The following is a 25,789-nucleotide window of genomic DNA, read 5'->3' as shown; positions in this document are numbered from 1 at the left end:
CCCCTTAACGAACGAAGGAATTATCTATGCGTCATCGCGTCGGCGGCCGGAAGCTGCAGCGTACCTCGGCCCATCGTCTGGCCCTGTTCCGCAACCAGTCGGCCGCGCTCATCAAGCATGAGCAGATCACCACCACCGTCGCCAAGGCGAAGGAACTGCGTCCCTACGTCGAGAAGCTGGTCACGCTCGCCAAGAAGGGCGGCCTGTCGAACCGTCGTCTGGCGCACGCCCGCCTGCTCGACGATGCGCAGCTGGTGAAGCTGTTCGACGTGCTCGCCGAGCGCTATGCGAACCGCAACGGCGGCTATACCCGCATCATCAAGGCCGGCATCCGCGCCTCGGACGCCGCGCCGATGGCGATCATCGAGTTCGTCGACCGTGACGTCTCGGCGAAGGGCCAGGATTCGGGTCCGGTCCAGTCGGACGAGGATTTCGACGAAGCCGCCTGATTGGCGTTTCGCTTTGTTCGAAGACGAAGGGCGCGCCCGCACGGCGCGCCCTTTTTTTGTGCCGGTAACCGTTGTGTCAGATATAGACCTATATACTATCCAGACACAGGGAATGCGGGGGCAGTCCATGCTGTATCGGTGGAGGATCGTCGTTCCGGCACTGGCGGCATCGGCCTGCGCCTATCAGCCGCAGCGCACGCCGATCTCGACACCGAGTTCCGAGCGTCTGCAAATGGAGCGCCGCGGTGCATATGTCGGGGCAGGCAGTGTTGGCCTTATCGGCGGCCTGTTCGCGCTGAGGGCGCTGGGGATCGGCAAGCCGGCGGCGCAGGACGAGGCAAACGACCTGCGTCGCCAAGGCGACCACATCCGCGATCCCGCCGGAACCGATGCCGGCACCGTACCGCTCGTCCTCAAGCTGCCGCCCGGCCTGCAATAACCGCTGGTGCCAAAATCGGCTGGCGGAGTCCGCCCGCTTTGCTATGCGGGCGCGCATGCAGCATACCGACACCATCCTGATCGTCGATTTCGGCAGCCAGGTGACCCAGCTCATCGCCCGCCGCGTCCGCGAAGCCGGCGTCTACAGCGAAGTCGCGCCGTTCCAGTCCGCCGAAGAGGCGTTCGACCGGCTCAAGCCCGCCGGCATCATCCTGTCGGGCGGACCCGCCTCGGTCACGCTCGACCATAGCCCGCGCGCGCCGCAGCGCTTCTTCGAGGCCGGCGTGCCGATCCTCGGCATCTGCTACGGTCAGCAGCTGATGAGCCGGCAGCTCGGCGGCAATGTCATCGTCTCCGGCGACGGCGGCGAGTTCGGCAAGGCCTATGTCGAGGTGAAGGCGCCCTGCGCGCTGTTCGACGGCCTGTGGGCGACGGGCGAGCGCCATCAGGTGTGGATGAGCCACGGCGACAAGGTCGATGCGATCCCGCCCGGCTTCACGCCCGTAGCCACTTCGGAAGGCGCGCCTTATGCGATCGTCGCCGACGAGGCGCGCCGCTTCTACGGCGTCCAGTTCCACCCGGAGGTGGTGCATACCCCGGACGGCGGCAAGCTGATCGCCAATTTCGCGCGGCGCGTCTGCGGCCTCGCCGGCGACTGGACGATGGCCGAGTTCCGCGCCGCCAAGATCGCCGAGATCCGCGCGCAGGTCGGTGATGCCAAGGTGATCTGCGGCCTGTCGGGCGGTGTCGATTCGTCGGTCGCCGCTTTGCTGATCCACGAGGCGATCGGCGACCAGCTCACCTGCGTCTTCGTCGACGGCGGCATCCTGCGGGCAGGGGAGGCCGAACAGGTCGTCAGCCTGTTCCGCGGCCATTACCATATCCCGCTCGTCCATGTGGAGGCGCAGGACCTGTTCATGGACGGCCTCGCCGGCGTCACCGATCCCGAGGCGAAGCGCAAGTTCATCGGCAAGACCTTCATCGACGTGTTCGAGGCGGAGGCGAAGAAGATCGGCGGAGCGGATTTCCTCGCGCAGGGCACGCTCTACCCCGACGTGATCGAGAGCGTCAGCTTCACCGGTGGCCCGTCGGTGACGATCAAGAGCCACCACAATGTCGGTGGCCTGCCCGAGCGGATGAACATGAAGCTCGTCGAGCCCTTGCGCGAATTGTTCAAGGACGAGGTGCGCGCGCTGGGCCGCGAACTGGGGCTGCCCGAGGTCTTCGTCGGCCGCCACCCCTTCCCGGGGCCGGGCCTCGCGATCCGCATCCCGGGCGAGGTGACGCGCGAGCGCTGCGACATCCTGCGCAAGGCGGATGCGATCTATCTCGAGGAGATCCGCAACGCCGGCCTCTACGATGCGATCTGGCAGGCGTTCGCGGTGCTGCTGCCGGTGCGCACCGTCGGTGTGATGGGCGACGGTCGCACCTACGACCATGTGCTGGCGTTGCGCGCGGTCACCTCGACCGACGGCATGACCGCCGAGGTCTTCGATTTCCCGAGCGACTTCCTGCCGCGCGTCGCGACGCGGATCGTCAACGAGGTCCGCGGCGTCAACCGCGTCGTCTACGATTACACGAGCAAGCCGCCCGGCACGATCGAATGGGAATGATCGGACGCCCGTGAACGGCGCGGGCAGCGATGCCCGCGCCGTTCGTGCCTTGTGGCGCGCCCCGCAGCGCCGCTAACGCGACAGGGAGTCGCGATAGCGGAGCAGGGCCTCGGGCTCGTCGGTCTGCAGGATGGTGACGCCGTCGCGGTACAGACGGCCCCAGACCCGGTCGGGATCGCGCAGCGCCTGGATGTCGCCGCCGTAATCGGCGAGGAATCCCTCCCACAAGGTGTTGATCCACAGCCGCACGCGATGCGCGCGCGCGATGGCGGCGATGGCGGGCAAGTGCTCCGCCGCCATCCGCGGCAGCTCGACGCCGATCGGATGGGCGCCGGTCACCTGCCGCGTCACGATCGCGGCGATATTCGCCTTGCCCTGCGCATTGAGCGGGATCGGCATATAGGGCAGCGCGTCGAACGGCGGCAGCGCCGCCATGGCCGGCGTATCCGGGCCGACCTCGCTTTTGATGATGATCTGCCGGGTCATGCCGGCCCGGCGCACCGCGGCGGCGACCTCGACATAGATGTTCGCCTTGATGTCGAGGTTGAGGATGATCCGCCCCTTGGCGAGCGCGAGCATCTGGTCGAGCGTCAGCATTCGTTCGTCGGTCGGCGCCGCATGCGGCCCGCCCTCGTCGTCGCGCAGCCGCAGCGCCGCGAGCTGCGCCCAGGTCAGTCGGTCGACCGCGCCGCTGCCGTCGGTGGTGCGGTCGACGGTGGCGTCGTGAATCATCACCAGCACGCCGTCGGCGGAGCGCCGCACGTCGGTCTCCATCACGTCCGCGCCGATCGCGACGCAGCGTTCGAGCGCCGCGCGCGAATTTTCCGGCACCGACTGCGGCTGTCCGTGGCGCGGCGCCGGATTGTGGCAGCCGCGGTGCGCGACGACGACGATGCCGCCGTCCGGGTTCATCAGCCGTGCCGCGATCGCCGCGACCCCGCCGGGCGGAGCCGCGGCCGCGGCGGGCGTCGCCGCGAGCGCGAGCGCGGCGATGATGGTCCTGCTGGTCATGACGATCCTCTCAGAAGCGGGGCGTGACGCGGAGGCCGAGCCAGAAGGTGGTCGGCACCGAATAGCTGTCCTTGAGCAATGTCCGGCCGGGGCCGGTCAGGCTGGTGATGCGGTGGTGGGTGACGTTGCCGATCTGTCCGATCAGGCTGACGCCCGAGGCCATCCTGTACGTCGCCGACAGATCGACCTGGCTGCGCGGCGCCCAATAGAGGTCCTGCCAGCTGATGTTGCTGATGATCGTGCGCAACGCCTTGCCCTGTCGGTTCCACGCGGCGCGCAATTCGAAGCCGCCGGCATTGTAGAAGCCGGTGATGTTGAGCGCCCGGTCGGGCTGGCCGACGAGGCGATCGAGCGAGCGCGAGACGAGCGTCGTGGTCGTCCCCGAACCGGTCTTGGTCGTCACCGAATAGGGCACGGTCATCCGCCCGTTGAGCAGCGCCGCATTGGCCGACAGGCCGAAGCCGCTGAGGAAGCCGGCGACCGGCCGCAACGTGTTGAGGATCAGCGACCCCTCCAGGCCGCGGATATGCGCGGCGGCGGCGTTGGCCGGCGTGCTGATGCTGGCGTTGGCATAGGTCGTGCCGTCGAAGGTGAAGGGCGCGATGCTGGTCAGCGTGAAGATCTCGTTGCTGATCCGCTTGTCGAACGCGGCGAGCGACGCCATCCCGCCGAAGGGCGTAAGCCGCACGTCGGCGGCGAGGTCGAGATTGTTGGACACGCGCGGGCGAATGTCCGGCGCGCCGATCGTGACCTTCACGTCGACCGCATTGGCTTGGCCGACGTCATTGGGACTGGCGAAGCTGATCGAGGTGCGCGCGGCATAAGCGTCATAGGGCGGGCGGCCGAGCGTACGGCTGGCGCCGGCGCGCAGATCGAGCAGCGGCGTCGCATGGAAGGTCAGCACCGTCGACGGCAGCAGGTAGCGATAGGACGAGCCCGTCGTCCGGTCGGCATAGACATAGGCCGCGCGTGCCTTGTCATAGGCCCGCTGGCGGCCGACCGTGGTCTGCGTCGTGTCGTCGTAGCGCAGCCCGACCTGCAGGTTGAGCTGTTCGCCGCGATAGCTCGCCAGGCCATAGGCGCCGAACAGCGTTTCGCGGTGGGTGAAATCGTCCTGATTGCTGAAGGCGAGCTGGTCGGTGGCGTTATAGGCGGTGCGTGGCGCCGCCTCGACCTGCGCACGGGCGCGCACCGGATCGATCGCGAACAGCGTGTAGCCGAGATACGGCATCACTGCATTCGAGGGGCCGAGCACATCCGCCATCTTGAGCGCCGGCGCGGTGGCATTGGGCTGATATTCGGTGCGGCCGATGTCGAACCGCGGGCGGTCGTCGGTATAGGCCAGCCCGACGGCGGCCCCCAGGCCGCGATCGCCGCGGCCCTGATTGACCTTGTAATCGAGCCGCGTCGTCACGATCCGGTTGCCCGCCGCCCGGACATAGTCGCTCGCCGGCCGCCAGTAGAGCAGGCTGTAGTTCGCGAGATTGGTATAGGCGGCTTCGGCAATCGGGAAACGCTGGTCGAAGCCCGACGTATCGTAGGTGAAGGCATAGTCCTTGGTCGCGTTGACCGTCGGGCCGTTGCCCCTGGTGGTCGTCGCCACCGCCACCTGACGGGAGAGATTGGTGGCATATTTGACCATGAAGATGGGCTCGCGATAGGTCGCGTTCGAGAGCGACGCGCGCCAGCTGAGCAGCTGATGTGCCGCCGGCCGCCAGCTGACCCCCGCCTGCACGAGCCGGGTGCGCGCGGTGGTGATCTGATTGGCATAGCCGACCTCGACGTCACCGCCCGGATAGCTGCCCGAGGTCGCGGTCTGGTTGAAGACGCGATTGCGGTTGCGCGGATCGATGATGATCTCGTTGCGCTCCATATCGTCGCGGAAGACGTAATAGCCGCCGGTGACGAAGGCATCGACGTCGGCGGCGACATGCGCCTCCAGCTTGCCGGTGATGCCGAACCGGTCGCGCTGGTTCATGACGTACCAATATTTGTCCTGCTGCGGCACCGCATAGCCATTGCCGAGCGCATTGCCGGCGAGCAGCGCGCCGGCATCACTGTAGAAGCTGTAATGGACGGTGTCGGTGGTCATGTGCGTTTCGGTGAAGCTCGCCAGCGTCTGGTAATTGGCGGACAGCGTCAGGCCGAACTGCTTCGCCGGGCCGAAGGTGGTGCTCGCGGTCGCGATCAGGCGGTAGCCGGGATCGCGCTGGTCGCGGGGCTTGCCGTTGTCGCTCGCATGGCCGAGCGAACCTTCGGCGGTGATGAACGGCTTGCCGCCATTCTCGAATGCCGAGCGGGTGATGAGGTTGATCGCGCCGCCGGTGGCGTTGGGATCGAGATCGGCGGTGAAGGTCTTCACCACCTGGATCTCGCTGACCATCGACGACGGCAGGATGTCGAGCCGCACGCCGCGGGTGATCGACCCCAAGGTGCCGTTGGGCGTGCCGGGCGAGGCGATCGTCAGCCCGTCGATCGTGACGCTGTTGTAGCTCGGCCCGAGCCCGCGCAGCACCGGCGTCGCCGCCTCGTCGCGCGGATGCTCGTTGTCGGTCGCCGGCAGCACCGACAGGCCGGGGATGCGGCGCAGCGCCTCGACGATCGTCGCATCGGGCAGCTCGCGCACGTCGGTGGCGCTGATCACGTCGACGATATTGTCGGCATCGCGCTTGCGCTCGATCGCGGCGGCGTTGGCGCGGCGGATGCCGGTGACGATGATGTCGGCCGGTTCCGCCGTTTCGTCCGACGGCGTCGCCTGCTGCGCCTGTGCGGCGGAGGCCGCGGCAAGCAGCGACGTGGATAGCAACAGCCGCCAGGCGGCCTGATGAATATGCATATGATGTCCCCCCAGACCACCGCCAGCGGTGATTATGCCCGACACGGGTAGTATTCGTTGCGGGTTGCCGTTTGATGACAGCGCCGCTAGCGCTATCGGGATGAGCGTCGCGCCCCTCGGCCAGCTGCCGCGTCCCGACTGGATCCGACCGATCAGCACCGGCGGTCGTGCGGTCTTCGATCTGCTGTTCCGGCGGCAGGCGGTGGCGCAATCGGATATCGTCCGGCTGCTCGCGCTGTCGCAATCGAGCGGCGCGCGGCTGGTCGGCGAGTTCGCGCGCGCCGGCATGGTGACGCTGGCAAGCCGCAAGGCGTCGGGGCCGGGCAATCCCAGCGCGATGGTCGCGCTCGCGCCGGATTATGCCTATACGCTCGGCGTCGCGGTGGTCGGCGATGCGGTGGCGATGGCGGTCGTCGATTTCACCGGCGCGAACCGTGCTTATGCCAGTGTCGCGATGCCCGACATGGCGCCCGAGCGCGTCGTGCCGGAACTGCGCCGGCTCCAGCAGCGACTGATCGCCGAAAGCGGCATCGATCCCCGCCGGCTGATCGGCGCGGGCGTCGGCATGTGCGGCTATTTCGTTGGCGACCCGCTGCGCATCTGTCCGCCGCCGCTGCTAGCCCCCTGGGCCACGGTCGATCCGGTCGCGATCCTGTGCGAGGCGCTCGGCCTGCCGGTGCTCTGCGACAATGATGCGACCGCGGCGACGGTGCACGAAAGCCTGCTCGGTGCCGGGCGGACCTGCCCGACCTTCGCTTACTGTCACCTCACCAACGGCTTCGGCGGCGGGCTGGTGATCGATGGCAAGCCGGTGCGCAGCTGGATGGCGAATGCCGGCGATTTCGGCGGCGTATGGTGGTTGCTCGATCGCGGCTATCCCAACCTCGACGCGCTGCTCGCGGCGGTCAATGCCGCGGGCGGACGGTTCGCGACCGTCGAGGCGATGGTCGGCGCGATCACCCGCGACACGCCCGGGGTGGAGGATTGGCTCGCCGCCGCGGTGGTGCCGTTCGGCATGCTGGTCACCATCCTCGGCCATGTCGTCTCGCCGGAGAAGGTCGTGATCGGTGGCCGTATCCCCCATGATATCGCCGCCGAACTCGCCGCCCGGATCGTGCCGCCGCAGACGCCGCTGCGGCACGACGTCCACTTCCCGCTGCCGCAGGTCGTGGCGAGCCGGGTGGAAGGCGACACCGTCGCGCTCGGCGCAGGGCTGCTGCCGCTGCTCGATCTGTTCTTCTAGCCCTGCCGCTCGGCGGCTAGGCGGCCGCAACCCGCAGCGCGCCGGCACCGCCGAGCGCAGGGTCGGAATAGCCGCCCGCGCCGCTCTGGCCGGCGATCCGCCAGACCTGCCCGTCTGCGGCGAAGCGGCGATCATACCAGCCGTGGCTGGCGGTCAGATCGAGCGTCAGCCGCTGCGCGCCCCGCGCCGGCAGGGTGATCGCGCGCGGCGGCGCGCCATAGGCCGCATCCTGCATGTCGATCGTCTGTACGCTGTCGCTGTGGTTGGCGAGCGTCAGCGTTTCGCCGGTGATCGCGACCGAGAAGATGCCGGCGCGCCCGGCGAGGCGGCGGTGGAAGCCATCCGGTCCGATCACGAACAGATCGAGCGCCGCGCCGTCCGGCGGCAGCGGATGCGCGGCGCTGCTGCCCGCGGCGACGGTGTAGCGGGCCGGTAGCCGCGCGGCGTCCGCCGCGTCATAGACGTGGAAGACCACCGCCCGCGCCGCCGAGCGGTTGATCAGCCGCAGCGTCTGCGCCGTCACCTCCGCATCGAGCCGATAGGGCGTGGCGCGGCGCGGGCGGACGCCGGGCTCCTGCACCGGCACCTCGGGCGTGTCGGGCAGCGGCGGCGGCACCTCCTTCAACTGCGCGGCGCGGGCCGCGGCGGCGGCGGTGGCGGGCAGCGTCGCCATGAAGCGCGTCACGTCGGGCGCGGTGAAGTCGAAACAGCTGGTCAGATCGCCGCACACCGCGCGCCGCCACGCGCTGATATTGGGCTCACGCACGCCGAACCGCGCCTCGAGGAAGCGAAGGATGCTGGTATGGTCGAACACTTCGGAGGCGACGAAGCCGCCCTTGCTCCACGGCGAGACGACGTAGAGCGGCACGCGCATGCCGAGGCCATAGGGGCGATTCCGATAGGCGGCGTCGGCCGGGGCCTGCGGCAGGCGGTGATATTCGTCGTCGGCGGCGATGTCGCTGCCGCCGATCGCCCGGCCGTCGATCCGCGCGGGCGGCGCGGGCGGCGGAATATGATCGAACAGGCCGTCATTCTCGTCGAAGTTGATCAGCAGCACGGTGCGCGCCCAGACATCGGCATCGGCGGTGAGCGCCGCCAGCACCTGCGCGACATAGTCGCCGCCCTGCAACGGCGTCGACGCGCCGGGATGTTCGGACAGCGCCGCCGGTGCGATCACCCATGATACCTGCGGCAGCCGCCTGGCAAGCACGTCACCGCGCAGATCGTCGAGCGAGCGCGTCGTCACCGTCCGCCGCGCCAGCAGCGCATCGGCCGGGCTCATGCCGGTGCCGCCCGCGGCATCGCGATAGCGGCGGAAGCCGACCAGCGGATTGTCGGAGAAATTGTCCGCCATGTCCTGATAGATCTGGAAGCCGATCCCGGCGGCGAGCAGCCGTTCGGGATAGGTCGTCCAGCGATAGCCGCCATGGCCGTAGGGATCGGCGGCGAGCGTATCATATTCGTTGTCGATCACCGGCCCATGGCCGCGCCCCTCGGGATCGTGCGTCCCGGTCCAGACGAACAGCCGGTTGGGGTTGGTGCACAGGTGCATCGCGCAATGATAGGCATCGCACAGCGTGAACGCCTCGGCGAGCGCATATTGGAAGGGCAGGTCGGCGCGGGTAAAATGCGCCATGGCGTGATTGTGCTTGGCCTGCGTCCACGCCCCCATCCGGCCATTGTCCCATGCCGCCTGACTGTCGGTGAAGCCGTGCGGCGTGCCGAGCGGCCGGTAGAGGCGGAAATCGGTCGTCGTATCGAGGCGGAACGGCGCGATCAGCGCCGGCGCGGCGCCATCCTGTTCGTTCGGCTGGAGCAGCACGGTGCGCTTCGGCGCGGCGGCCAGCGGCGGCGCGGGCACGACGAAGCGGTCACCGAAGCCGCGCACGCCGCGCATCGTCCCGAAATAATGGTCGAAGGCGCGGTTTTCCTGGGTGAGGACGACGACATGCTCGACATCGCCGATGCTGCCGAAGCGATGCTGGCCGGGCAGTTCGAGCGCCCGCGCGATCGCCGACGTCGATGCGGCGGCGGCACCGGCGCTCGCGAGCATTGCGCGGATGAAGCTGCGGCGGTCCTGAGTCGGCGGCATGACGCTGCGCTACACGCGCTATGTAACATGGGGATGACGGGGCGGGGAGGCGGCTGCCAGCCGGGCCGGCGCGCCGGTTGTCGCGCTACGCCGGAGCCTTGGCGCGCCCGGCTGGATTCGAACCAGCGGCCACAAGCTTAGAAGGCTCGTGCTCTATCCATCTGAGCTACGGGCGCGCGCCGGCGTCCGATTAGCGCGCTTTGCGCGATACGGGAACCGCCATATAACGGCGCCATGGGCAGGTCGAGCGAAGCGGCGGTCGAGGCGGCGGCGGTGCGCGGGCAGGCGTTCCGCTATTATGATGTCGTCATGGCGGCGTTCGTCGCCATCCTGCTGCTGTCCAACGTCATCGGCGCGGGCAAGGTCGCGCAGATCGTGCTGCCGGGCATCGGGCCGTGGCCGTTCGGCGCGGGCATTCTGTTCTTTCCGGTCAGCTACGTGATCGGCGACGTGCTCACCGAAGTCTATGGCTATGCGCGGGCGCGCCGGGTGATCTGGGCGGGGACCGCCGCGGTGGTGTTCATGGCGCTGATGAGCTGGGTGGTCGTCGCGCTGCCGCCGGCGCCGAGCTGGGGCAATCAGGCCGCCTATGCGACGATCTTCGGCCAGGTGCCGCGCATCGTCCTCGCCAGCGTCTGCGCCTTCTGGGCCGGCGAGTTCGTCAATTCCTATGTCATGGCGCGGATGAAGGTGTGGAGCGGCGGCCGGCATCTGTGGATGCGGACGATCGGCTCGACGATCCTCGGCGAGGGCGTCGACAGCCTGATCTTCTACCCGCTCGCCTTCCTCGGCGCCGCCGGGTTCACGCCGGCGCTGGTGGTGACGGTGATGCTGACGCAATGGGCGCTCAAGGTGGCGTGGGAGGTGATCCTGACGCCGCTGACCTATGTCGTCGTCGGCGCGCTCAAACGCGCCGAGGGCGTCGATGTCTACGACCGGGGGACGGACTTCACGCCGTTCCGCACCGGGGTGTGATCGCGCGGCGGTCCCGACATGGACAGTTTGGACACCTTGACGGAAACGATCGGGCCCTATCGTTTCGATTTCGGGGATGATGGATCGAGGGTGCGGAAGAGCCGGCGGCGGGTATAGCGGGTGCGGGGCGTGTAGGACAGCGTCGCGAGGTCGATAGCCCGGTGCCACGCCGTCGTTCGGCATGGCTCGCGCCAAGGCTTTGAACTGCGGAGATTTATTCGCGCAGAGGCGCAGAGGCGGTCACGCTTGCCACGCATGCATGCGGTTCAACGGACCCGAGGATGACAGGACCACGATCGACCGACACGCGACATCTCTGCGTCCTCCGCGCCTCTGCGCACAACCAATGAGATCGCGTCTACCGGTCGGGCCGTATCGTAAGCCTTTGCGCTCGCCGCCAAGTGGACCCCGGAACTGGTCCCGGGTGGCGGGGCGCACGGGACAGGCGGGGGGACACCACCGGCGGCGCGCTTATGCCCCGATCGTCTCGAGCACGCCTTCGAACAGGCGGCGGCCGTCGCTGCCGCCGTGCGCCGCCTCGATCTTGCGTTCCGGGTGCGGCATCATGCCGAGCACGTTGCCGGCGGCGTTGAGCACGCCGGCGATGTCGCGCGCCGAGCCGTTGACCGATTCGCCATAGCGGAAGGCGACGCGGCCTTCGCCTTCGAGCCGGTCGAGCGTCTCGGCGTCGGCGAAGTAATTGCCGTCGTGATGCGCGACGGGGACGCGGATCGTCTCGCCCGCGTCATAGCGGCTGGTGAAGGCGGTCTGCGCATTGGCGACGGTGAGCGCGACGTCGCGGCAGACGAAGTCGAGCCCGGCGTTGCGCATCAGCGCGCCGGGCAGCAGCCCCGCCTCGGTCAGCACCTGGAAGCCGTTGCACACGCCGAGCACCGGCAATCCGCGCCCCGCCTGCTCGACGATCGCGCGCATGATCGGCGAGCGCGCCGCGATCGCGCCCGAGCGCAGGTAATCGCCATAGGAGAAGCCGCCGGGCACCGCGACGAGGCCGATGCCGTCGGGCAGGTCGCTGTCGCCGTGCCAGACCATCGTCGGCGCGACGCCGGTGACGGTCTCCAGCGCCACCGCAAGGTCGCGGTCGCAATTGGAGCCGGGGAAGACGACGACCGCGGTTTTCATGTCAGACGCGCTCCACGCGATAGTTTTCGATCACCGTATTGGCGAGCAGCTGGCGGCACATGCCGTCGATCGCCGCATCGTCGGTCGCGTCGGCGACCTCGAGCTCGAACATCTTGCCGGCGCGGACGTCCTCGACGCCTGCGAAGCCGAGGCTGCCGAGCGCATGATGGATGGCGCGGCCCTGGGGATCGAGCACGCCGGGCTTGAGCGTCACGAAGATACGCAGTTTCATCTTATGTTCCCCAGCCGTTACTTGCCACGCCGCTTGCGATGGCTGTCGAGGTCGAGCACCGCGCCGTCCTCGCCCTCGGGCAGCAGGCCGAGCCGGCGCGCGACCTCCTGATAGGCCTCCGCCTCGCCGCCGAGATCGCGGCGGAAGCGGTCCTTGTCCATCTTCTCGTTGGTGTCGATGTCCCACAGCCGGCAGCCGTCGGGGCTGATCTCGTCGGCGAGGATGATCCGGCCGAAGTCATTGTCCCAGATGCGGCCGAATTCGAGCTTGAAGTCGACCAGGCGGATGCCGACGCCGGCGAACAGGCCGCTGAGGAAGTCGTTCACGCGGATCGCGAGGTCGGCGATGTCGTGCATCTCCTCCTGGCTCGCCCAGCCGAAGGCGGCGATATGCTCGTCGGTGATCATCGGATCGCCGAGCGCATCGTCCTTGTAATAATATTCGATGATCGTGCGGGGCAGCTTGACGCCCTCCTCGATCCCGAGCCGCTTCGACAGCGAGCCGGCGGCGACGTTGCGCACGACGACCTCGATCGGCACGATCTCGACCTGGCGGATCAGCTGCTCGCGCATGTTGAGCCGGCGGATGAAGTGCGTCGGCACCCCGATCGCGTCGAGCATCGTGAAGATATGCTCGCTGATCCGGTTGTTGAGCACGCCCTTGCCGTTGATCGTGCCCTTTTTCTGGGCGTTGAACGCGGTGGCGTCGTCCTTGAAATACTGGATCAGCGTGCCGGGCTCGGGGCCCTCGTACAGGATCTTGGCCTTGCCTTCGTAGATCTGGCGGCGCCGAGCCATGCGCGTGTCCCCTGAAATAGAGCAGCCCCGGCGGCGCGAGGGTTCGCGCGCCGGGGCCGGAATGGCGCGCCTATAAGGGACTGGGGGCGGAGGCGCAATCGGCAGGGATCATGCGGGTTCGTCGGTGCGCGCCCGCATCGTCGCGGCGATCCTGCGCCACAGCGGCGCGCCGAGCCAAAGCCACAGCCACGCGACGACGGCGAGGGAAAGCAAAGGCGGTCCGAGCATCGCCACCAGCCATGTTATCGCGGTGACGGTCGCCGTCGCGGATGCGATCGCGGTATCGCCGGAGTCGCGCAGGCTGTTGAGCAAGCCGCTGCCGCGCCCCGCCTCATAGTGGAATTTGACCGGGGCGGTGGCGATGCTCGCCGCGCCCTCCGCCTGCGTCGCGGCGGCGGTTCGCGCGGCTTGCGTCTCAGCGGCGCGCTGGCTCCGCAGTTCAGCGCGTTCGGCCGCCGGCAGGTCAGGGCGGGCGAGCGCACGATCGATGCGGGTGAGCTCGACGGTCGCCTCTTCCGACTGGCGCGTCGCCGCCGTTTGCGCGAGCGAGACATCGTCGCCGCCGATGTGTGCGCCGGTGAGCGTCGCGCCGGCCTGTTCGGCTGCCGTCACCGCCTCCCGCGCGAAGCGCCGCGCGATCGGGGCGGCGACGCGGACCGACAGGTCCGCCGACACCGTACCGGCGCGATCGACCGTATAGCCGAGCCCGGTGATCCGGCAGCGCCCCGACCCCAGCGCCTCGCAGGCGGCGGCATGTGCCTCCTGCACCGTCGCGATGCTGCGGGCCGGCAACGTCAGTCCGTAGGAATAGGTAAAGGCCAGTCCGGCGGTGGCGGCACCGTTGCCGACATCGGGGCCGCCGTCACCGCCGCCGCCCGGCGCCTTGCTGCATCCCGTCAGCGCGAGCGCGAGGATGCCGATCCCGGCGATTGCAAGACGCATGACGGTCCCCATCCCAATGGCCTTATATCCATCATCAGATAGGAGATGCCGTCAAGCCAGGTCGTTGCAGACAAGAAACGATCGCATGACATCAGCCACTTGCCCCGGTATCGCCGGCCTCGTGGCCCGACTTTCCTACCTTATCGTCGCGACGCGACTCGTCGGCAGCCTATGCGTCGCATCACCCCTCGGCGGTTTCGCCAGCCCCGCATCCGCGCAGCAGCAGGACGCGCAGCTGTGGACGCAGATCAACACCAACGTGCCGCTCACCGACGACATGCGGGTGACGCTGGAGCAGATCGCACGGTTCAGCGACCGGCAGGACGGGCTGTATCAGACCGAGTTCGGCGCGCTGCTCGGCCTCAGGGCGGCGCGGGGGATCGAGTTCGGCGTCGGCTATCGCAAGGTCGGCGCGCATAACGGCAATACCAGCGCCGACGAGGATCGCATCCGCCAGCAGATCGTCGGCACGTTCGGCGCCATCGCCACCCGCTTCCGGGTCGACGAGCGGTTCAATCCGCGCGGATCGCAGGTCGGCGTGAGGATCCGGCCGCTGGTCCGCTACAACCAGCGGCTGGGAACGGGTCGCTGGGCGGTGTTCGTCAGCCACGAAAGCTTTTACCTCCCGAACAGCACGCGCTGGGGGCAGCGCGCCGGCTATGAGCGGATGCGCAACATCTTCGGGCTGGTCGTGCCGATCGGTAAGATGATGACGGCGGATGTCGGCTATCTCAACCAGTTCCGGCCGGCGCGCGGCGGCGCGCGGGGGCAGATGGATCATGCGCTGACGCTGCAGCTGACGATCAATCTGCAAGGACAGATCTTCCCCCACCTCGACGATTGAGGCTGGCGCGGCGTCACGTCACCGCGTTGCGCGTCGCATAGGCGGGATCGCGCCACGCCTCGTCGGCGATGACCTCTCGCAGCAGTGCGCCGGCGCGCCAGACGTCCTCATGGCTGAGGTAGAGCGGCGTCAGTCCGAGCCGCAGGACGTCGGGGGCGCGGAAGTCGCCGATCACGCCGCGCGCGATCAGCGCCTGCGTCACCGCATAGGCGTGGCGGTGGCGGAAGCTGATATGGCTGCCGCGCTGCGCCGGATCGGCGGGGGTGGCGCAGGCGAGGCCGGCGGGGGCGCCCGCCTCGGCAAGGATCGCGAACAGCGCGGCGCTCTTGGCGGCGACCTGCGCCATGTCGATGTCGCCCCACAGGTCGAGCGCCGCCTCGAGGCTCGCCATCGCGAGGATCGACGGCGTGCCGACCAGCCAGCGGCGCATGCCCTCCGCCGGGCGATAGCCGTCGGTGAAGGCGAAGGGCTCGGCATGGCCCATCCAGCCGCTCACCGGATTGGCGAGCGCCGCCTGCCACTGGCGCGCGACGTAGAGGAAGGCCGGCGCACCGGGGCCGCCGTTGAGATATTTATAGGTGCAGCCGACCGCGAGATCCGCCCCCGCCGCGGCGAGGTCGATCGGCACCGCGCCGACGCTGTGGCTGAGGTCCCACAGCATCAGCGCACCGGCGGCATGCGCGCACGCGCTCCAGTCGGCGAGGTCGAAGCGCTCGGCGGTCTTGTAATGGACGTGGGTGAGCAGCAGCACGGCGGTGTCCTCGCCCAATGCCGCGGCGAGCCGGTCGCGCGCCACCACCTTGAGCGTCGCGCCCGGGACGCAGCCGACCGCGCCCTCGGCGATATGCAGGTCGGTGGGGAAATTGCCCGCTTCGCTGACGATGGTGCGCCGCGCCGGATCGTGGCGGAGCGCGGCGACGAGCGCCTTGAACAGATGCGTCGAGGTGGTGTCGCCGACGATCACCTCGTCCGCCGCTGCGCCGATCAGCGGCGCGATCTTGGCGCCGAGCCGCTGCGGCGCCTCGATCCAGCCCTCGTTCCAGCTGCGGATCAGCCGCTCGCCCCATTGCCGCGTCACCGTATCGGCAAGCGCGGGCGTGACCGCGCGCGGCAGCACGCCGAGCGAGTTGCCGTCGAGGTAGATCACCCCCTCGGGCAAAGCGAACCGGTCGCGGAAGGCGGCGAGGGGATCGCTGCGGTCGAGGGCACGGGCATCGTCGCGGGTCATCAGCGGTCTCGTTCGACGGCGGCGACGACCAGCGCACGCGCGTGCGTCCAGGCGGCGGTGCCGGGGGTGATCAGTTCGACATGGCCGGTGTCGGCGACAGTGTGGAGCCGGGCGTCGTCGCCGGCCGCCTGCGCCTGCGCGACATAGGCCTCGCCGAGCCGGAGGGGGACGATCCGGTCCTCGCGGCCGTTGACCAGATGCTGCACCGCGTCGATCGGCAGCAGCGGCGGCAGCGAGGTATCGGCATAAGGCGAGGGCCGGCTCGGGTCGACGAGGCGGGCGATCACCTCGGTGCCGCAGCCATTGTCGGGGCTGGCGGCGACCGCGGCGAGATCGGGCAGGCCGCCGAGGCAGATCACCGTGCCGATCGCGAGCGGGGCCGGGCGGTGCAGCGGGCTGTCGGGGCTCAGCCGGTGGCGCGCGGCGAGCCACAAGGCGAGATGCCCGCCCGCGGAATGGCCGATGGCGACGCCGCCGCGGAGGTCGAGCGCGAAGGCGGCGGCCGCGTCGCGCAGCCGGTCGGCGGCGGCGGCGACGTCGCGGAAGGTGCCGGGATAGCCGCCGCCGGCACGATCGACGCCGCGATAGTCGATGTTCCACACCGCGATGCCGGCGGCGCGCAGGTCCGCCGCCGCCCAGTCCATCAACCGGCGATCGGCGATGCTCGTCTGCCAGCAGCCGCCATGCACCATCACCACCACCGGATGCGGCCCGTCCCCCGCCGGCCGCCACAGGTCGGCGACCTGCAAGGGGTCGTCGCCATAAGCGACCGTCGCATCGGGCGTCCCGCGCGCGCGGCTGGTAAGATCGGGCCAGGTCAGCATGATGCGACGCTAGCCGAGGGGAAAGGCCGACGCCATCGCTACGCCGCCGGCACCGCCGATTGCGCCGATCGCGCCGACCCGGCGCGCCCGTTGCCGTTTGCGCCCCCGCCCAGTAGAACGTTCCCGATATGGCCACCGACTTTCAGGAACCCCCGATCGGCATCCTCGACGCGCCGTTCGATACCGCGCTATCCGATCGCTATCTCGTCTATGCGCTGTCGACGATCACCGCGCGCTCGCTGCCCGACGTGCGCGACGGGCTGAAGCCGGTGCACCGGCGGCTGCTGTGGGCGATGCGGCTGCTCAAGCTCGATCCCAATCAGGGCTATAAGAAGTGCGCGCGCGTCGTCGGCGACGTCATCGGCAAATATCATCCGCACGGCGACCAGTCGGTCTACGACGCGATGGTCCGGCTCGCGCAGACCTTCTCGCTGCGCTACCCGCTGGTCGACGGTCAGGGCAATTTCGGCAATATCGACGGCGATAACGCCGCCGCCTATCGCTATACCGAGGCGCGGCTGACGCAGGTCGCGATCGACGTGATGGACGGGCTCGACGAGGATGCCGTCGCCTATCGCCCGACCTATAACGGCGAGGAGCAGGAGCCCGAGCTGTTCCCGGGCCTGTTCCCCAATCTGCTCGCCAACGGCGCGGCGGGGATCGCGGTCGGCATGGCGACGAGCATCCCGCCGCACAATGCCGCCGAGCTGCTCGACGCGGCGATGATGCTGGTCGACAAGCCGGATGCGCCCGACGCCGCGGTGCTCGACTTCGTCAAGGGACCCGACCTGCCGACCGGCGGGCTGATCGTCGATCCCGCCGCGGTGATCGCGGAAAGCTATGCGACGGGGCGTGGCGCGTTCCGCGTCCGCGCGCGCTGGGAGATCGAGCGCGAGAAGGGCGGCGGCTGGCATGCCGTCGTCACCGAAATCCCCTATGGCGTGCAGAAGGGCAAGCTGATCGAGCAGATCGCCGGCCTGATCAACGACAAGAAATTCCCGATCCTCGCCGACGTGCGCGACGAATCGGATGCCGAGATCCGCATCGTCCTCGAACCGCGCAGCCGCACCGTCGATGCGCAGGTGCTGATGGACGGGCTGTTCCGCTTCTCCGATCTCGAAACGCGGATCAGCCTCAACCTCAACGTGCTCGACAAGGACCGCACGCCGCGGGTGATGTCGCTCGGCGGCGCGCTCAAGGCGTGGGTCGAGCATCAATTCGTCGTGCTGGAGCGGCGCACCCGCCACCGGCTCGGCAAGATCGCCGACCGGATCGAGCTGCTCGACGGCTATCTGATCGCCTATCTCAACCTCGACCGGGTGATCGAGATCATCCGCACCGAGGATGAGCCCAAGGCGGTGATGATGGCGGAATTCCGCCTCACCGACCGGCAGGCGGAGGCGATCCTCAACATGCGGCTGCGCTCGTTGCGCCGGCTCGAGGAGTTCGAGATCCGCGGCGAACGCGACAAGCTCGACAAGGAACAGGCCGAATTGCAGGCGCTGCTCGCCGATCCCGCCAAGCAGAAGCGGCGGATGAAGCGCGACATGAAGAAGGTGCGCGACCGTTATGGCGCGGAGACGCCGCTCGGCGCGCGCCGCACGACGATCGAGGAAGCCGCGCCGACCCGCGACATCCCGCTGGAAGCGATGATCGAGCGCGAGCCGATCACCGTGATCCTGTCGCAGCGCGGCTGGATCCGCGCGATGAAGGGGCATGGTGACCTGTCCCCAAAAGAAGCAGGGGGGGCGGAGACGCTCAAGTTCAAGGAAGGCGACGGCCCCGCCTTCGCCTTCCACGCGCAGACCACCGACAAATTGCTGCTCGCCGCGGAGAACGGGCGTTTCTTCACGCTGGCGGCGGACAAATTGCCGGGCGGGCGCGGCTTCGGTGAGCCGGTACGCGCGATGATCGACCTCGACGGCGCGATCGGCATCGTCGCCTTCCTCAACGCGCGTGCGCAGGAGCAATTGCTGATCGCCGCCACCGACGGCCGCGGCTTCCGCGTCGCGGTGTCCGAGGTGATCGCCGAGACGCGCAAGGGCAAGACGGTGATGACGCCGCGCCCCGGCGCCAAACTGCTCGTCGTCCGTCCGGTCGCGCCGGAGGCCGATTATGTCGCGGCGATCGGCGACAACCGCAAATTGCTCGTCTTCCCGATCGCCGAGCTGCCGGTGATGACGCGCGGCACCGGCGTGCAGCTGCAACGCTTCCGCGAAGGCCATCTGTCGGACGCGACCACCTTCGTCTTCGCCGAGGGACTGAGCTGGCCGATGGGCGGCGGCTCGGGCCGCACGCGCACCGAGACCGACCTGTCGCTGTGGCGCACCGCGCGCGGCGCGGCGGGGCGCACGCCGCCGACCGGCTTCCCGCGGGACAACCGCTTCGGGGGGTAATTTATCGCTCGCCGGTGCGCGTGGCCGCGATTCCACCCAAGATGAACGTATACTTTCAGGCGGCTTTAACGAACGGCGTCTACAAAGAAGGCATGGCCACCGCTTCGCCAGACCTGTCAGCCATACCGCGCGATGCGGCGGAGCTGTTCGAGCGCGATCTCGAGCTGATCCCGATCCCGACGGTGCAGGTCGGGCGCGAGGGGGGCGGCTTCACCTTTCTGGCGATCAATCGCGCCTATCGGCTCGCCGGGCTGGGGGTGATCGCCGACCGGTCGCCGATGCTCGCGCTGCTCGGCAGCCGCATCGATGCCTTCCTGCGGTCGAGCGACCTGCGCAGCGATTTCGACTGGTCGATCGGGCAGGTGATCGATTCGCGTTATTATCGCGTCACGCTCGCGCGTCCGACCGCCGCGCTGCGCGACCGCTGTCAGATCGCCTTCATCGACCTGACCGCGCAGGTCCATACCGAACGCTCGCTGCGCCGCGAGATGACCACCGACAGCCTGACCGGCCTGCCCAACCGGGAAGGCTTCAGCGACATGATCGAGGCGGTGCAGGCGGAGCGCAGCGGCCATGCGGTGCTGGTCATCGACCTCGATCGCTTCGGCCAGCTCAACGCCTGTCTCGGCGGGCTCGCCGGCGACGAATTGCTGATCACCGTCGCGCGGCGGATCAAGGGCGCGCTGCGCGCTTGCGATTCGCTCGCCCGGATCGGCGGCGACGAATTCGGCATCCTGATGGCGGTCGACAACGACCGGGACGAGGCCAACCGCCTCGCCGAGCGCATCCGCCGCGCGCTGGCGGCGCCGTTCCGGCTGAGCGACTATGAGATCGGCGTCGAATGTTCGATCGGCATCGCTTATGGCGACGATGCGATCGACGATGTCGAGGAGCTGATCCGCAACGCGCAATTCGCGGTCAAGGGCGCCAAGACCGGGCGGCAGGTCGAAAGCTATCAGACGCAGGCCTTCACGCTGGCGCGCGAGCGGTTCGCGATGGAGACGGCGCTGCGCCGCGCGATCGACGACCGCCAGCTGCGGCTCGCCTTTCAGCCGATCTGCGATCTCGCCACCGGTGCGATCGTCTCGTTCGAGGCGCTGGCGCGCTGGCGCGATCCGCAGGGTGTCGAGCATCAGCCGAGCGACTTCATCCCGGTCGCGGAGGAATCGGGGCTGATCGTCCCGCTCGGCCGCTGGGCGATGGACGAGGCGGCGCGGACGCTGCGCTGGTGGGACGAGGAATGCGGCGGCAATTGCGGGATGCGCGTCGCGGTCAATCTGTCGGCGATCCAGCTCCAGCGCGACGACATCACCCCGGTGGTCGAGGCGGCGCTGATCCGCCATGCGCTGAGCGGCGACCGCTTCGTGCTCGAACTGACCGAAAGCGCGATCGTCACCGATCCCGATCGTATCGCCGGCATCATGCACGGGCTGAAGGCGCTCGGCACGACGCTGGCGATGGACGATTTCGGCACCGGCTATTCCAACCTCGCCTATCTCCAGAAGCTGCCGATCGACATCCTCAAGATCGACCGCAGCTTCGTCTCCGGCATGCTCGCCGACCGCGACAAGATCGCGATCGTGCGCGCGGTGCTCAGCCTCGCGCAGGCGCTCGGCATGCGCACCACGGCGGAAGGCGTCGAGAGCAACGAACTGGCGCAGACGCTCGCCGCGCTCGGCTGCACCTTCGGCCAGGGCTATCTTTATGCGCGACCGCTCGAGGCGTCCGACGCGCTGCGCATGATCGTCGCGGCGCGCACCGCCTCGTCGGCGAGCTGAGCGACGCGCGCGGCGTCGGGGAAGCCCTCGGCGATCCAGCGCGTCTCGATCTGACGCAGCACCGCCGCGACCTCCGGCCCCTTGCGTAGGCCGCGCTCGACCAGCGCGCCGCCGCCGATCGGCAGGGCCGGCGGCGTCCAGTCGCGCAGCGGCGCGACGTCGGCGCCGGCGATCAGCAGCCGGTCCTCGGCGCTCGCGAAACCGACGCGATAGGCGAGCGCGCGCGCGCCCTCGTCGCCCGGACCTTGCGTCGCCGCGATCAGCCGCTTGCGATCGGCATTCGACAGCTTGAGCCGCGCGCCGACCGCCTCCGCCGCAGCCGGCGGGATCAGCGTCGCGAGCCGACGGATCGGATCGGGCGCGACACCCGCCGCCGCCTCGCGCCCGGCGAGGTCGGCCAGGGCGCGCGCGTCGGTGATCTCGGGCAACACCGCGCGCCAGATGCCGCGCTCGATCATCAGCGCGATCACCGCCACCGCATGGCGGGCGACGAGCAGCTTGAGCAATTCGGCGGCGATCCGCTCGCGCGACAGCGCCATCAGGTCGTTGGCGCGGGCGGTGCAGGCGTCGAGCCCGGCGGCGTCGATCCGCGTCTGATCGGCGTCGCCGAAACGCGCGTGAAAGCGGAAGAAGCGCAGGATGCGCAGGTGATCCTCGGCGATGCGGCGATAGGGATCGCCGATGAACCGGACCCGCCCGGCGGCGAGATCGGCAAGCCCGTCGAAATAATCGACCACCGCGCCGGTCGCCGGATCGGCATAGAGCGCGTTGATCGTGAAGTCGCGCCGCGCCGCATCGTCCTGCCAGACTTCGGTGAAGGCGACGACGGCGTGGCGGCCATCGGTGGCGACGTCGTGGCGCAGCGTCGTCACCTCGATCGGCCCGCCCGGCAGCACCGCGGTGACGGTGCCGTGGGCAAGGCCGGTCGGCACCGCGCGGATCGCCGCCGCCTTGAGCCGCGCCAGCACCGCTTCGGGGAGCAGCTGCGTCGCCAGATCGATGTCCGCCGGGTCGAGCCCGAGCAACGTATCGCGCACGACGCCGCCGACCAGCCGCGTCCGCTCCGGCCCGCCGAGCGCGGCGATCAGATCGGCGAAGCCCTCGCGCGCCGCGATGGCGTCGAGCGCCAGCGTCACCATGCGAGCTGCCGCGACAGATTGACGATCATCGCGGCGGTCGCGCCCCAGATGCGCCGGTCCTGCCAGTGAATCTCATAGTAATGCCGTGTCTGCCCACGCCATTGTGCGCTCGCCGCGAGCTGGTTGGCGGGATCGAGCAGATGGTCGAGCGGTACCTCGAACACGCTGGCGACCTCCGCCTCGCTCGGCACCAGCGGCAGATCGGCGGGCACGGCGGCGAGCACCGGCGTGACGGCATAGCCGGTGATGGTGCGATAGGCGGCGACCGGACCGATCACGGCGACCGCGGCGCGGGGCAGCGCGATCTCCTCCTCCGCCTCGCGCAGCGCTGCGGCGACCGCATCCTCGCCGGGGTCGAGCCGCCCGCCGGGAAAGGCGATCTGACCGGCATGATGGCGCAGCGTCTCGGTACGCTGGGTCAGCAGCACGCCCGGCCGATCGCGATCGGTCACCGCGATCAGCACCGCGGCGGGGGTGAGATCGGCGGGCGCACGGGCGTCGAGTTCGCGGTCGTCGCCGGTGAGCAGCGACGCGTCGCCACCGCGCCCGGCCTGCCAGGCGCGCGCCAGCCGCTCGGCGAGCGTCATGCGGCGGCCAGCGGGAAGAAGGCGCCGGTGCTCCACACGCCGGGCTGTGCGTCGTCACCGGCGAGCGCGCGCTCGGCCAGCTCATAATAGACTGGCCGCGCGACCAGCGCCTCAAGACCGCCGCGGACGTGGAGATAGGGGCGGGGGCCGTCCTCGCCCTCGACGAAGCGCAGCGGGTGCGCGGCATCGGCGGTGACGAGATCGCCGGTGTTGAGCCGGAAGGCGAGCCGCGCGTCGCGTCCGTCGCCCTCCGCCTTCATCTCGACCGCGACGAACGGCGCGTCCTCGACCGCGATGCTGAGCTTCTCGGCGGGTGTGACGAGGACATAGCCGCCGTCGGGCTCGCGGCGCAGGATGGTCGAGAACAGGCGGACCATCGCGCTGCGGCCGATCGGCGCACCCTGATGATACCAGCTTCCGTCGCGCGCGATGCGCATCTCGCTGTCGCCGCAATGCGCGGGCTGCCATTGCTCGACCGGCGGCAGGCGGCGCTGTTCGGCCAGGGTCGCGATCTCGGCAAGGCTGAGACCGGCGAGATCGGGAAGCTCCTCCATCGGCATCGCGGCGAGGTAGGGACTCGGGCGGCGTGCGTAAAGGCTGGCGGTCGCCGGGACGATGGCGCGCGAAGCCGCGAAGAGGGTGCGTCCGCCGCGGTAGCGGCTCTTCATGTCGAGTCGAATCAGGGCGCGGCGCCCGTCCGCAGGCAAGACCCCTTGGCGCCTTTGCGTCTTCGCGTGAACGGCCCACCGGGCGAGCGCCGGTGCAGCTCCGTCGAAAAGGAGTGTTCACGCGGAGGCGCGGAGAGGGGGCATTCTGACGCAACGCTGCACCGCCTCTCCGGCGTCGGCGGATGACAGGGCCACGCCTGCCCATGCGCGTCATCTCCGCGCCTCCGCGCCTCCGCGTGACCTTATTCTGCGCCGCTATCGCGGCCCGAGCACCCCCGCCACCGCCGGCACGCCGGTGCCGCGCGAGAGCAGGCGGTGGCGTTCGACAGGGCCGGGCAGGCGCCAGTCGGCGGTGCGGCTGGCGTCGAAGCCGAAGAAGCGGCCGTAATATTCGGGATCGCCGATCAGCATCAGCCGGTCGTCGAGCCCCGCCGCCGCCGCCGCATCGAGCGCGTGCGTCATCAGCAGCCGGCCGATGCCGTCGCGCTGGTGCGCCGGCGCGACCGCGACCGGCCCGATCATCACCAGCGGATGGGCGACGCCGTCGTCGCCGTGCAGCGCCACCGGCCAGCATTGGATCGAGCCGATCAGCCCGTCTCCGGCAACGGCGGCGAGGCTGAGCGCGGCGATCGGCTGCCCCGCGCCGCGCACCTTGTACGCGGTGCGGCGATGACGGTCCGGGCCGAAGGCGGCATCGAGCAGCGCCTCGATCGCTGCGCCGGGCACGTCGGCGAGCGGAACGAAGGCGAGCGAGGGCAGGGCAGGCGAAAGGGACGCGGACTCGGTCACGGGGTCCTCGGCAACGGAGAGCGGAAGCGCGCGGCGCATGCGGCGGCGCCGCGCGGAAGGCAAGCTGCAATGCGATTGGCAGTCGGGCGCAGGGCTTGCTAGAGGCGGGCGCCATGCAAGACAGTCTTCAGCTGGAGGTCCACGACCTCGAGGTTCAGGTGCTCACCGGTATCTATTCGGAGGAGACGCACCTGCCGCAGCCGCTGCGCATCGACCTCACCGTCGATCTGGACTGCCCGGCGCATTTCGCCCCCGACACGCCGCTGTCGGCATCGAAGAACTATCTCGACCTCAAGCATGCCGCAACGACGGCGTTGCCGGAAGGGCAGCATTTCACGCTGATCGAGGCGGTCGCCGACCATATCTGCGAAACGCTGTTCCTCGGCGACCGGCGCGTGCGCAAGGTCCGCGTCAAGATCGTCAAGCTGGCGATCGCCGAGGCGGGGGAGTCGATCGGCATCACGCTGGTGCGGCACCGCCCGGCCGACGCGGGCTGATCCGTCAGCGGATCGTCCGCGTCCGGCCGCATGGGCCGAGCTGGCTGAGGATAAAGTGATAATCGTCGCGCGCGATGCCGGCGTCCGCCTCGGCCAGCGAGGCGGTGCTGCGCTCGGGCAGATCGGCGGGCAGCGCGCAGGCGAGGCGATACCAGAGCAGCGTGTCGCGCGCCGGCGGCGCCGCCGCCTCGTCGACGATCTCCGACAAGGCGACCGCCCAGCGCGGCTGCTCGCCGGGGCGGCGCAGCACGGTGAGCGATACCGGCGCGCCATTGGCGGTGGTGAGGAACACCTGCGTCTCGCCCTCGCCTGGTAGCGCACCCGGAACGTGGAAGGCATTGCCGACCCCGGTGATCACCGGCGGCGCATCGGTGGCGACCAGAGCGCGGGCGACGGCACGGACGCGGGCGTCCTCCGCGGGCGTCCAGGAAATTTGCGCGTCGGGTGCGACCAACTGTATCTGATCGGGACGGTTGGCGACCGGACGGCCGAACAGGATTGCCCGCGTCTTCTTCAACTTGGCCAATCGGCCCGAAGAATCAGGTGCAATATCCACGAGATAGCCGATTCGCGGCGGCAGTCCGCCGGCGCCGCGGACCAGCGCGCCAATGTCGGCCTCGACATAATATCGTGTGAATCCGGGCGCTACGCCTGCCGCTTCGTCACCTTTCAGGCGGATCGCGGAGCGGATCGTCGCATCGGCGATCACCGGCGCGGCGATCACCAGATCGGTCAGATCGGCATAGCCGATAGCGCTATCAGAGCCGGGCTGATTCGGCATCGCAGTCGCGCTTTGTGGCGGAAAAGCGGCGTAAATCGGCGCGGCGGCGACGGCGGCAACGACGGCCAGAATGGGGCGAAAGCGCATAACCATGCCGAATTCGCTAGCCGAATGCTCCTGAACGATACAGAAATAAAAGTGTCGCTAAACGATTGTACGTTTGTTGCGTCCGACAAAGCGTTTGCGTGGCGAGAAACGGGACGATAGGGTTTGCGCACTGTCACACGCGGCGTAAGCCGGGGCAGGGGCCTACGCGCGCTCTTCCCCCGGGCGCTGCGAGGACCGTGAGATTAGGGAGTGTCGTTGCTGAATGGCCTATGCTGACCAGAAGATGTCCGGTGGCAGGGTGGTCGCGATCGTCATCGTCGTGCTCATCCATGCGGCGCTGGGCTACGCCTTCGTCACCGGGCTCGCGTACCAATACGTGAAGAAGGCCCAAGAAAAACTTAACACGTTCGACGTGGAGGAGCCGCCTCCCCCGCCGCCGGAC

General features: G+C 69.3%; 23 protein-coding genes, 1 tRNA gene and 1 pseudogene. 10 read left to right on the top strand and 15 right to left on the bottom strand.

The window, feature by feature from the left end; all coding sequences use genetic code 11:
- The first annotated feature begins 26 nt into the window (after nt 1–26).
- The 3 genes from rplQ to guaA are packed head-to-tail and all read left to right on the top strand — an operon-like array spanning nt 27 to nt 2,500.
- Nucleotides 27–449 carry a 50S ribosomal protein L17 gene (gene rplQ, locus BW41_RS10110; protein ID WP_037534125.1) on the top strand — a complete coding sequence of 141 codons (423 nt, stop codon included), beginning with the start codon at nt 27–29 and terminating at the stop codon, nt 447–449.
- Between the two features lie 13 nt (nt 450–462).
- A complete protein-coding gene (locus BW41_RS20960; RefSeq protein ID WP_152542256.1) occupies nt 463–888 on the top strand; it encodes a hypothetical protein in 426 nt (141 codons plus the stop codon).
- Nucleotides 889–943: 55 nt separating this feature from the next.
- Nucleotides 944–2,500: a glutamine-hydrolyzing GMP synthase gene (gene guaA / locus BW41_RS10100; RefSeq protein ID WP_037534123.1), complete on the top strand. Its 1,557-nt coding sequence runs from the start codon at nt 944–946 to the stop codon at nt 2,498–2,500.
- 72 nt (nt 2,501–2,572) lie between these two features.
- On the opposite strand, the gene BW41_RS10095 is transcribed toward guaA, so the two are convergent.
- On the bottom strand, nt 2,573–3,511 hold the full coding sequence (locus BW41_RS10095; RefSeq protein WP_037534122.1) for a glycerophosphodiester phosphodiesterase family protein: 939 nt from the start codon (nt 3,509–3,511) through the stop codon (nt 2,573–2,575).
- A 10-nt stretch (nt 3,512–3,521) separates the two neighbouring features.
- Nucleotides 3,522–6,347 carry a TonB-dependent receptor gene (locus tag BW41_RS10090; protein WP_081793036.1) on the bottom strand — a complete coding sequence of 942 codons (2,826 nt, stop codon included), beginning with the start codon at nt 6,345–6,347 and terminating at the stop codon, nt 3,522–3,524.
- Nucleotides 6,348–6,447: 100 nt separating this feature from the next.
- On the opposite strand from BW41_RS10090, the gene BW41_RS10085 reads away from it, so the two are divergent.
- Nucleotides 6,448–7,590, top strand: a complete 1,143-nt coding sequence (locus tag BW41_RS10085) for an ROK family protein (protein WP_051583426.1) — start codon at nt 6,448–6,450, stop codon at nt 7,588–7,590.
- Between the two features lie 16 nt (nt 7,591–7,606).
- On the opposite strand, the gene BW41_RS10080 is transcribed toward BW41_RS10085, so the two are convergent.
- Nucleotides 7,607–9,682 carry a phosphocholine-specific phospholipase C gene (locus tag BW41_RS10080; protein WP_037534121.1) on the bottom strand — a complete coding sequence of 692 codons (2,076 nt, stop codon included), beginning with the start codon at nt 9,680–9,682 and terminating at the stop codon, nt 7,607–7,609.
- A 99-nt stretch (nt 9,683–9,781) separates the two neighbouring features.
- Nucleotides 9,782–9,858, bottom strand: a tRNA-Arg gene (locus BW41_RS10075).
- Between the two features lie 58 nt (nt 9,859–9,916).
- Between BW41_RS10075 and BW41_RS10070 the strand changes: the two genes are divergently transcribed.
- On the top strand, nt 9,917–10,657 hold the full coding sequence (locus tag BW41_RS10070) for a queuosine precursor transporter (protein WP_037534120.1): 741 nt from the start codon (nt 9,917–9,919) through the stop codon (nt 10,655–10,657).
- Between the two features lie 471 nt (nt 10,658–11,128).
- Here the strand turns inward: BW41_RS10070 and purQ are convergent, their stop codons facing one another.
- The 4 genes from purQ to BW41_RS10050 all read right to left on the bottom strand — a co-directional run bounded on the left by purQ (nt 11,129) and on the right by BW41_RS10050 (nt 13,768).
- Nucleotides 11,129–11,797, bottom strand: coding sequence for a phosphoribosylformylglycinamidine synthase subunit PurQ (purQ, locus tag BW41_RS10065; RefSeq protein ID WP_037534119.1), 669 nt, complete (start codon nt 11,795–11,797; stop codon nt 11,129–11,131).
- A gap of 1 nt (nt 11,798) precedes the next feature.
- Nucleotides 11,799–12,029, bottom strand: a complete 231-nt coding sequence (gene purS / locus BW41_RS10060) for a phosphoribosylformylglycinamidine synthase subunit PurS (RefSeq protein WP_037534118.1) — start codon at nt 12,027–12,029, stop codon at nt 11,799–11,801.
- 17 nt (nt 12,030–12,046) lie between these two features.
- Nucleotides 12,047–12,826 (bottom strand): phosphoribosylaminoimidazolesuccinocarboxamide synthase, encoded by a 780-nt coding sequence (gene purC / locus BW41_RS10055; RefSeq protein ID WP_037534116.1) that lies wholly within the window; start codon nt 12,824–12,826, stop codon nt 12,047–12,049.
- 108 nt (nt 12,827–12,934) lie between these two features.
- A complete protein-coding gene (locus BW41_RS10050) occupies nt 12,935–13,768 on the bottom strand; it encodes a hypothetical protein (protein WP_152542255.1) in 834 nt (277 codons plus the stop codon).
- Nucleotides 13,769–13,853: 85 nt separating this feature from the next.
- On the opposite strand from BW41_RS10050, the gene BW41_RS10045 reads away from it, so the two are divergent.
- Nucleotides 13,854–14,612 carry a DUF2490 domain-containing protein gene (locus BW41_RS10045; protein ID WP_081793034.1) on the top strand — a complete coding sequence of 253 codons (759 nt, stop codon included), beginning with the start codon at nt 13,854–13,856 and terminating at the stop codon, nt 14,610–14,612.
- A gap of 13 nt (nt 14,613–14,625) precedes the next feature.
- Here BW41_RS10045 and kynU read toward each other — a convergent pair whose 3' ends face one another.
- Together kynU and BW41_RS10035 are read right to left on the bottom strand one after the other, a co-directional pair.
- A complete protein-coding gene (gene kynU, locus BW41_RS10040; RefSeq protein ID WP_037534111.1) occupies nt 14,626–15,840 on the bottom strand; it encodes a kynureninase in 1,215 nt (404 codons plus the stop codon).
- Nucleotides 15,840–16,664 (bottom strand): alpha/beta hydrolase family protein, encoded by an 825-nt coding sequence (locus tag BW41_RS10035; RefSeq protein WP_051583425.1) that lies wholly within the window; start codon nt 16,662–16,664, stop codon nt 15,840–15,842. Before BW41_RS10035 ends, kynU begins: the two co-directional genes overlap by 1 nt.
- Nucleotides 16,665–16,792: 128 nt before the next feature.
- Between BW41_RS10035 and parC the strand changes: the two genes are divergently transcribed.
- Nucleotides 16,793–19,060: a DNA topoisomerase IV subunit A gene (gene parC, locus BW41_RS10030; protein WP_037534109.1), complete on the top strand. Its 2,268-nt coding sequence runs from the start codon at nt 16,793–16,795 to the stop codon at nt 19,058–19,060.
- Nucleotides 19,061–19,152: 92 nt separating this feature from the next.
- Nucleotides 19,153–20,838, top strand: a complete 1,686-nt coding sequence (locus BW41_RS10025) for a putative bifunctional diguanylate cyclase/phosphodiesterase (protein ID WP_037534107.1) — start codon at nt 19,153–19,155, stop codon at nt 20,836–20,838.
- Here BW41_RS10025 and BW41_RS10020 read toward each other — a convergent pair.
- From BW41_RS10020 to BW41_RS10005, 4 genes are all read right to left on the bottom strand, one after another.
- Nucleotides 20,763–21,977, bottom strand: a complete 1,215-nt coding sequence (locus BW41_RS10020; RefSeq protein ID WP_037534105.1) for a CCA tRNA nucleotidyltransferase — start codon at nt 21,975–21,977, stop codon at nt 20,763–20,765. The two genes, BW41_RS10025 and BW41_RS10020, sit on opposite strands and share 76 nt — an antisense overlap.
- Nucleotides 21,971–22,564: a CoA pyrophosphatase gene (locus BW41_RS10015; protein ID WP_037534103.1), complete on the bottom strand. Its 594-nt coding sequence runs from the start codon at nt 22,562–22,564 to the stop codon at nt 21,971–21,973. Before BW41_RS10015 ends, BW41_RS10020 begins: the two co-directional genes overlap by 7 nt.
- On the bottom strand, nt 22,561–23,118 hold the full coding sequence (locus BW41_RS10010) for a DUF1285 domain-containing protein (RefSeq protein ID WP_081793037.1): 558 nt from the start codon (nt 23,116–23,118) through the stop codon (nt 22,561–22,563). The genes BW41_RS10015 and BW41_RS10010 overlap by 4 nt, the downstream gene beginning before the upstream one ends.
- 369 nt (nt 23,119–23,487) lie before the next feature.
- Entirely contained in the window at nt 23,488–24,021 is a 534-nt protein-coding gene (locus BW41_RS10005; protein ID WP_235199725.1) for a GNAT family N-acetyltransferase, read from the bottom strand.
- A 113-nt stretch (nt 24,022–24,134) separates the two neighbouring features.
- Here BW41_RS10005 and BW41_RS10000 point away from each other — a divergent pair, with 113 nt between their 5' ends.
- Nucleotides 24,135–24,518 carry a dihydroneopterin aldolase gene (locus tag BW41_RS10000; RefSeq protein ID WP_037534101.1) on the top strand — a complete coding sequence of 128 codons (384 nt, stop codon included), beginning with the start codon at nt 24,135–24,137 and terminating at the stop codon, nt 24,516–24,518.
- 4 nt (nt 24,519–24,522) lie between these two features.
- Here BW41_RS10000 and BW41_RS09995 read toward each other — a convergent pair whose 3' ends face one another.
- Nucleotides 24,523–25,299 (bottom strand): hypothetical protein, encoded by a 777-nt coding sequence (locus tag BW41_RS09995; protein WP_037534099.1) that lies wholly within the window; start codon nt 25,297–25,299, stop codon nt 24,523–24,525.
- 310 nt (nt 25,300–25,609) lie between these two features.
- On the opposite strand from BW41_RS09995, the pseudogene BW41_RS09990 reads away from it, so the two are divergent.
- Nucleotides 25,610–25,789 (top strand): annotated as a pseudogene (locus BW41_RS09990) (energy transducer TonB); the annotation flags it as partial.

The sequence above is a fragment of the Sphingomonas sp. RIT328 genome (genome assembly GCF_000632225.1).
Lineage (GTDB): Bacteria > Pseudomonadota > Alphaproteobacteria > Sphingomonadales > Sphingomonadaceae > Sphingomonas > Sphingomonas kyungheensis.
Note: the sequence above shows the minus strand (reverse complement) of the source record. Positions and strands in the feature narration are given on the sequence as shown.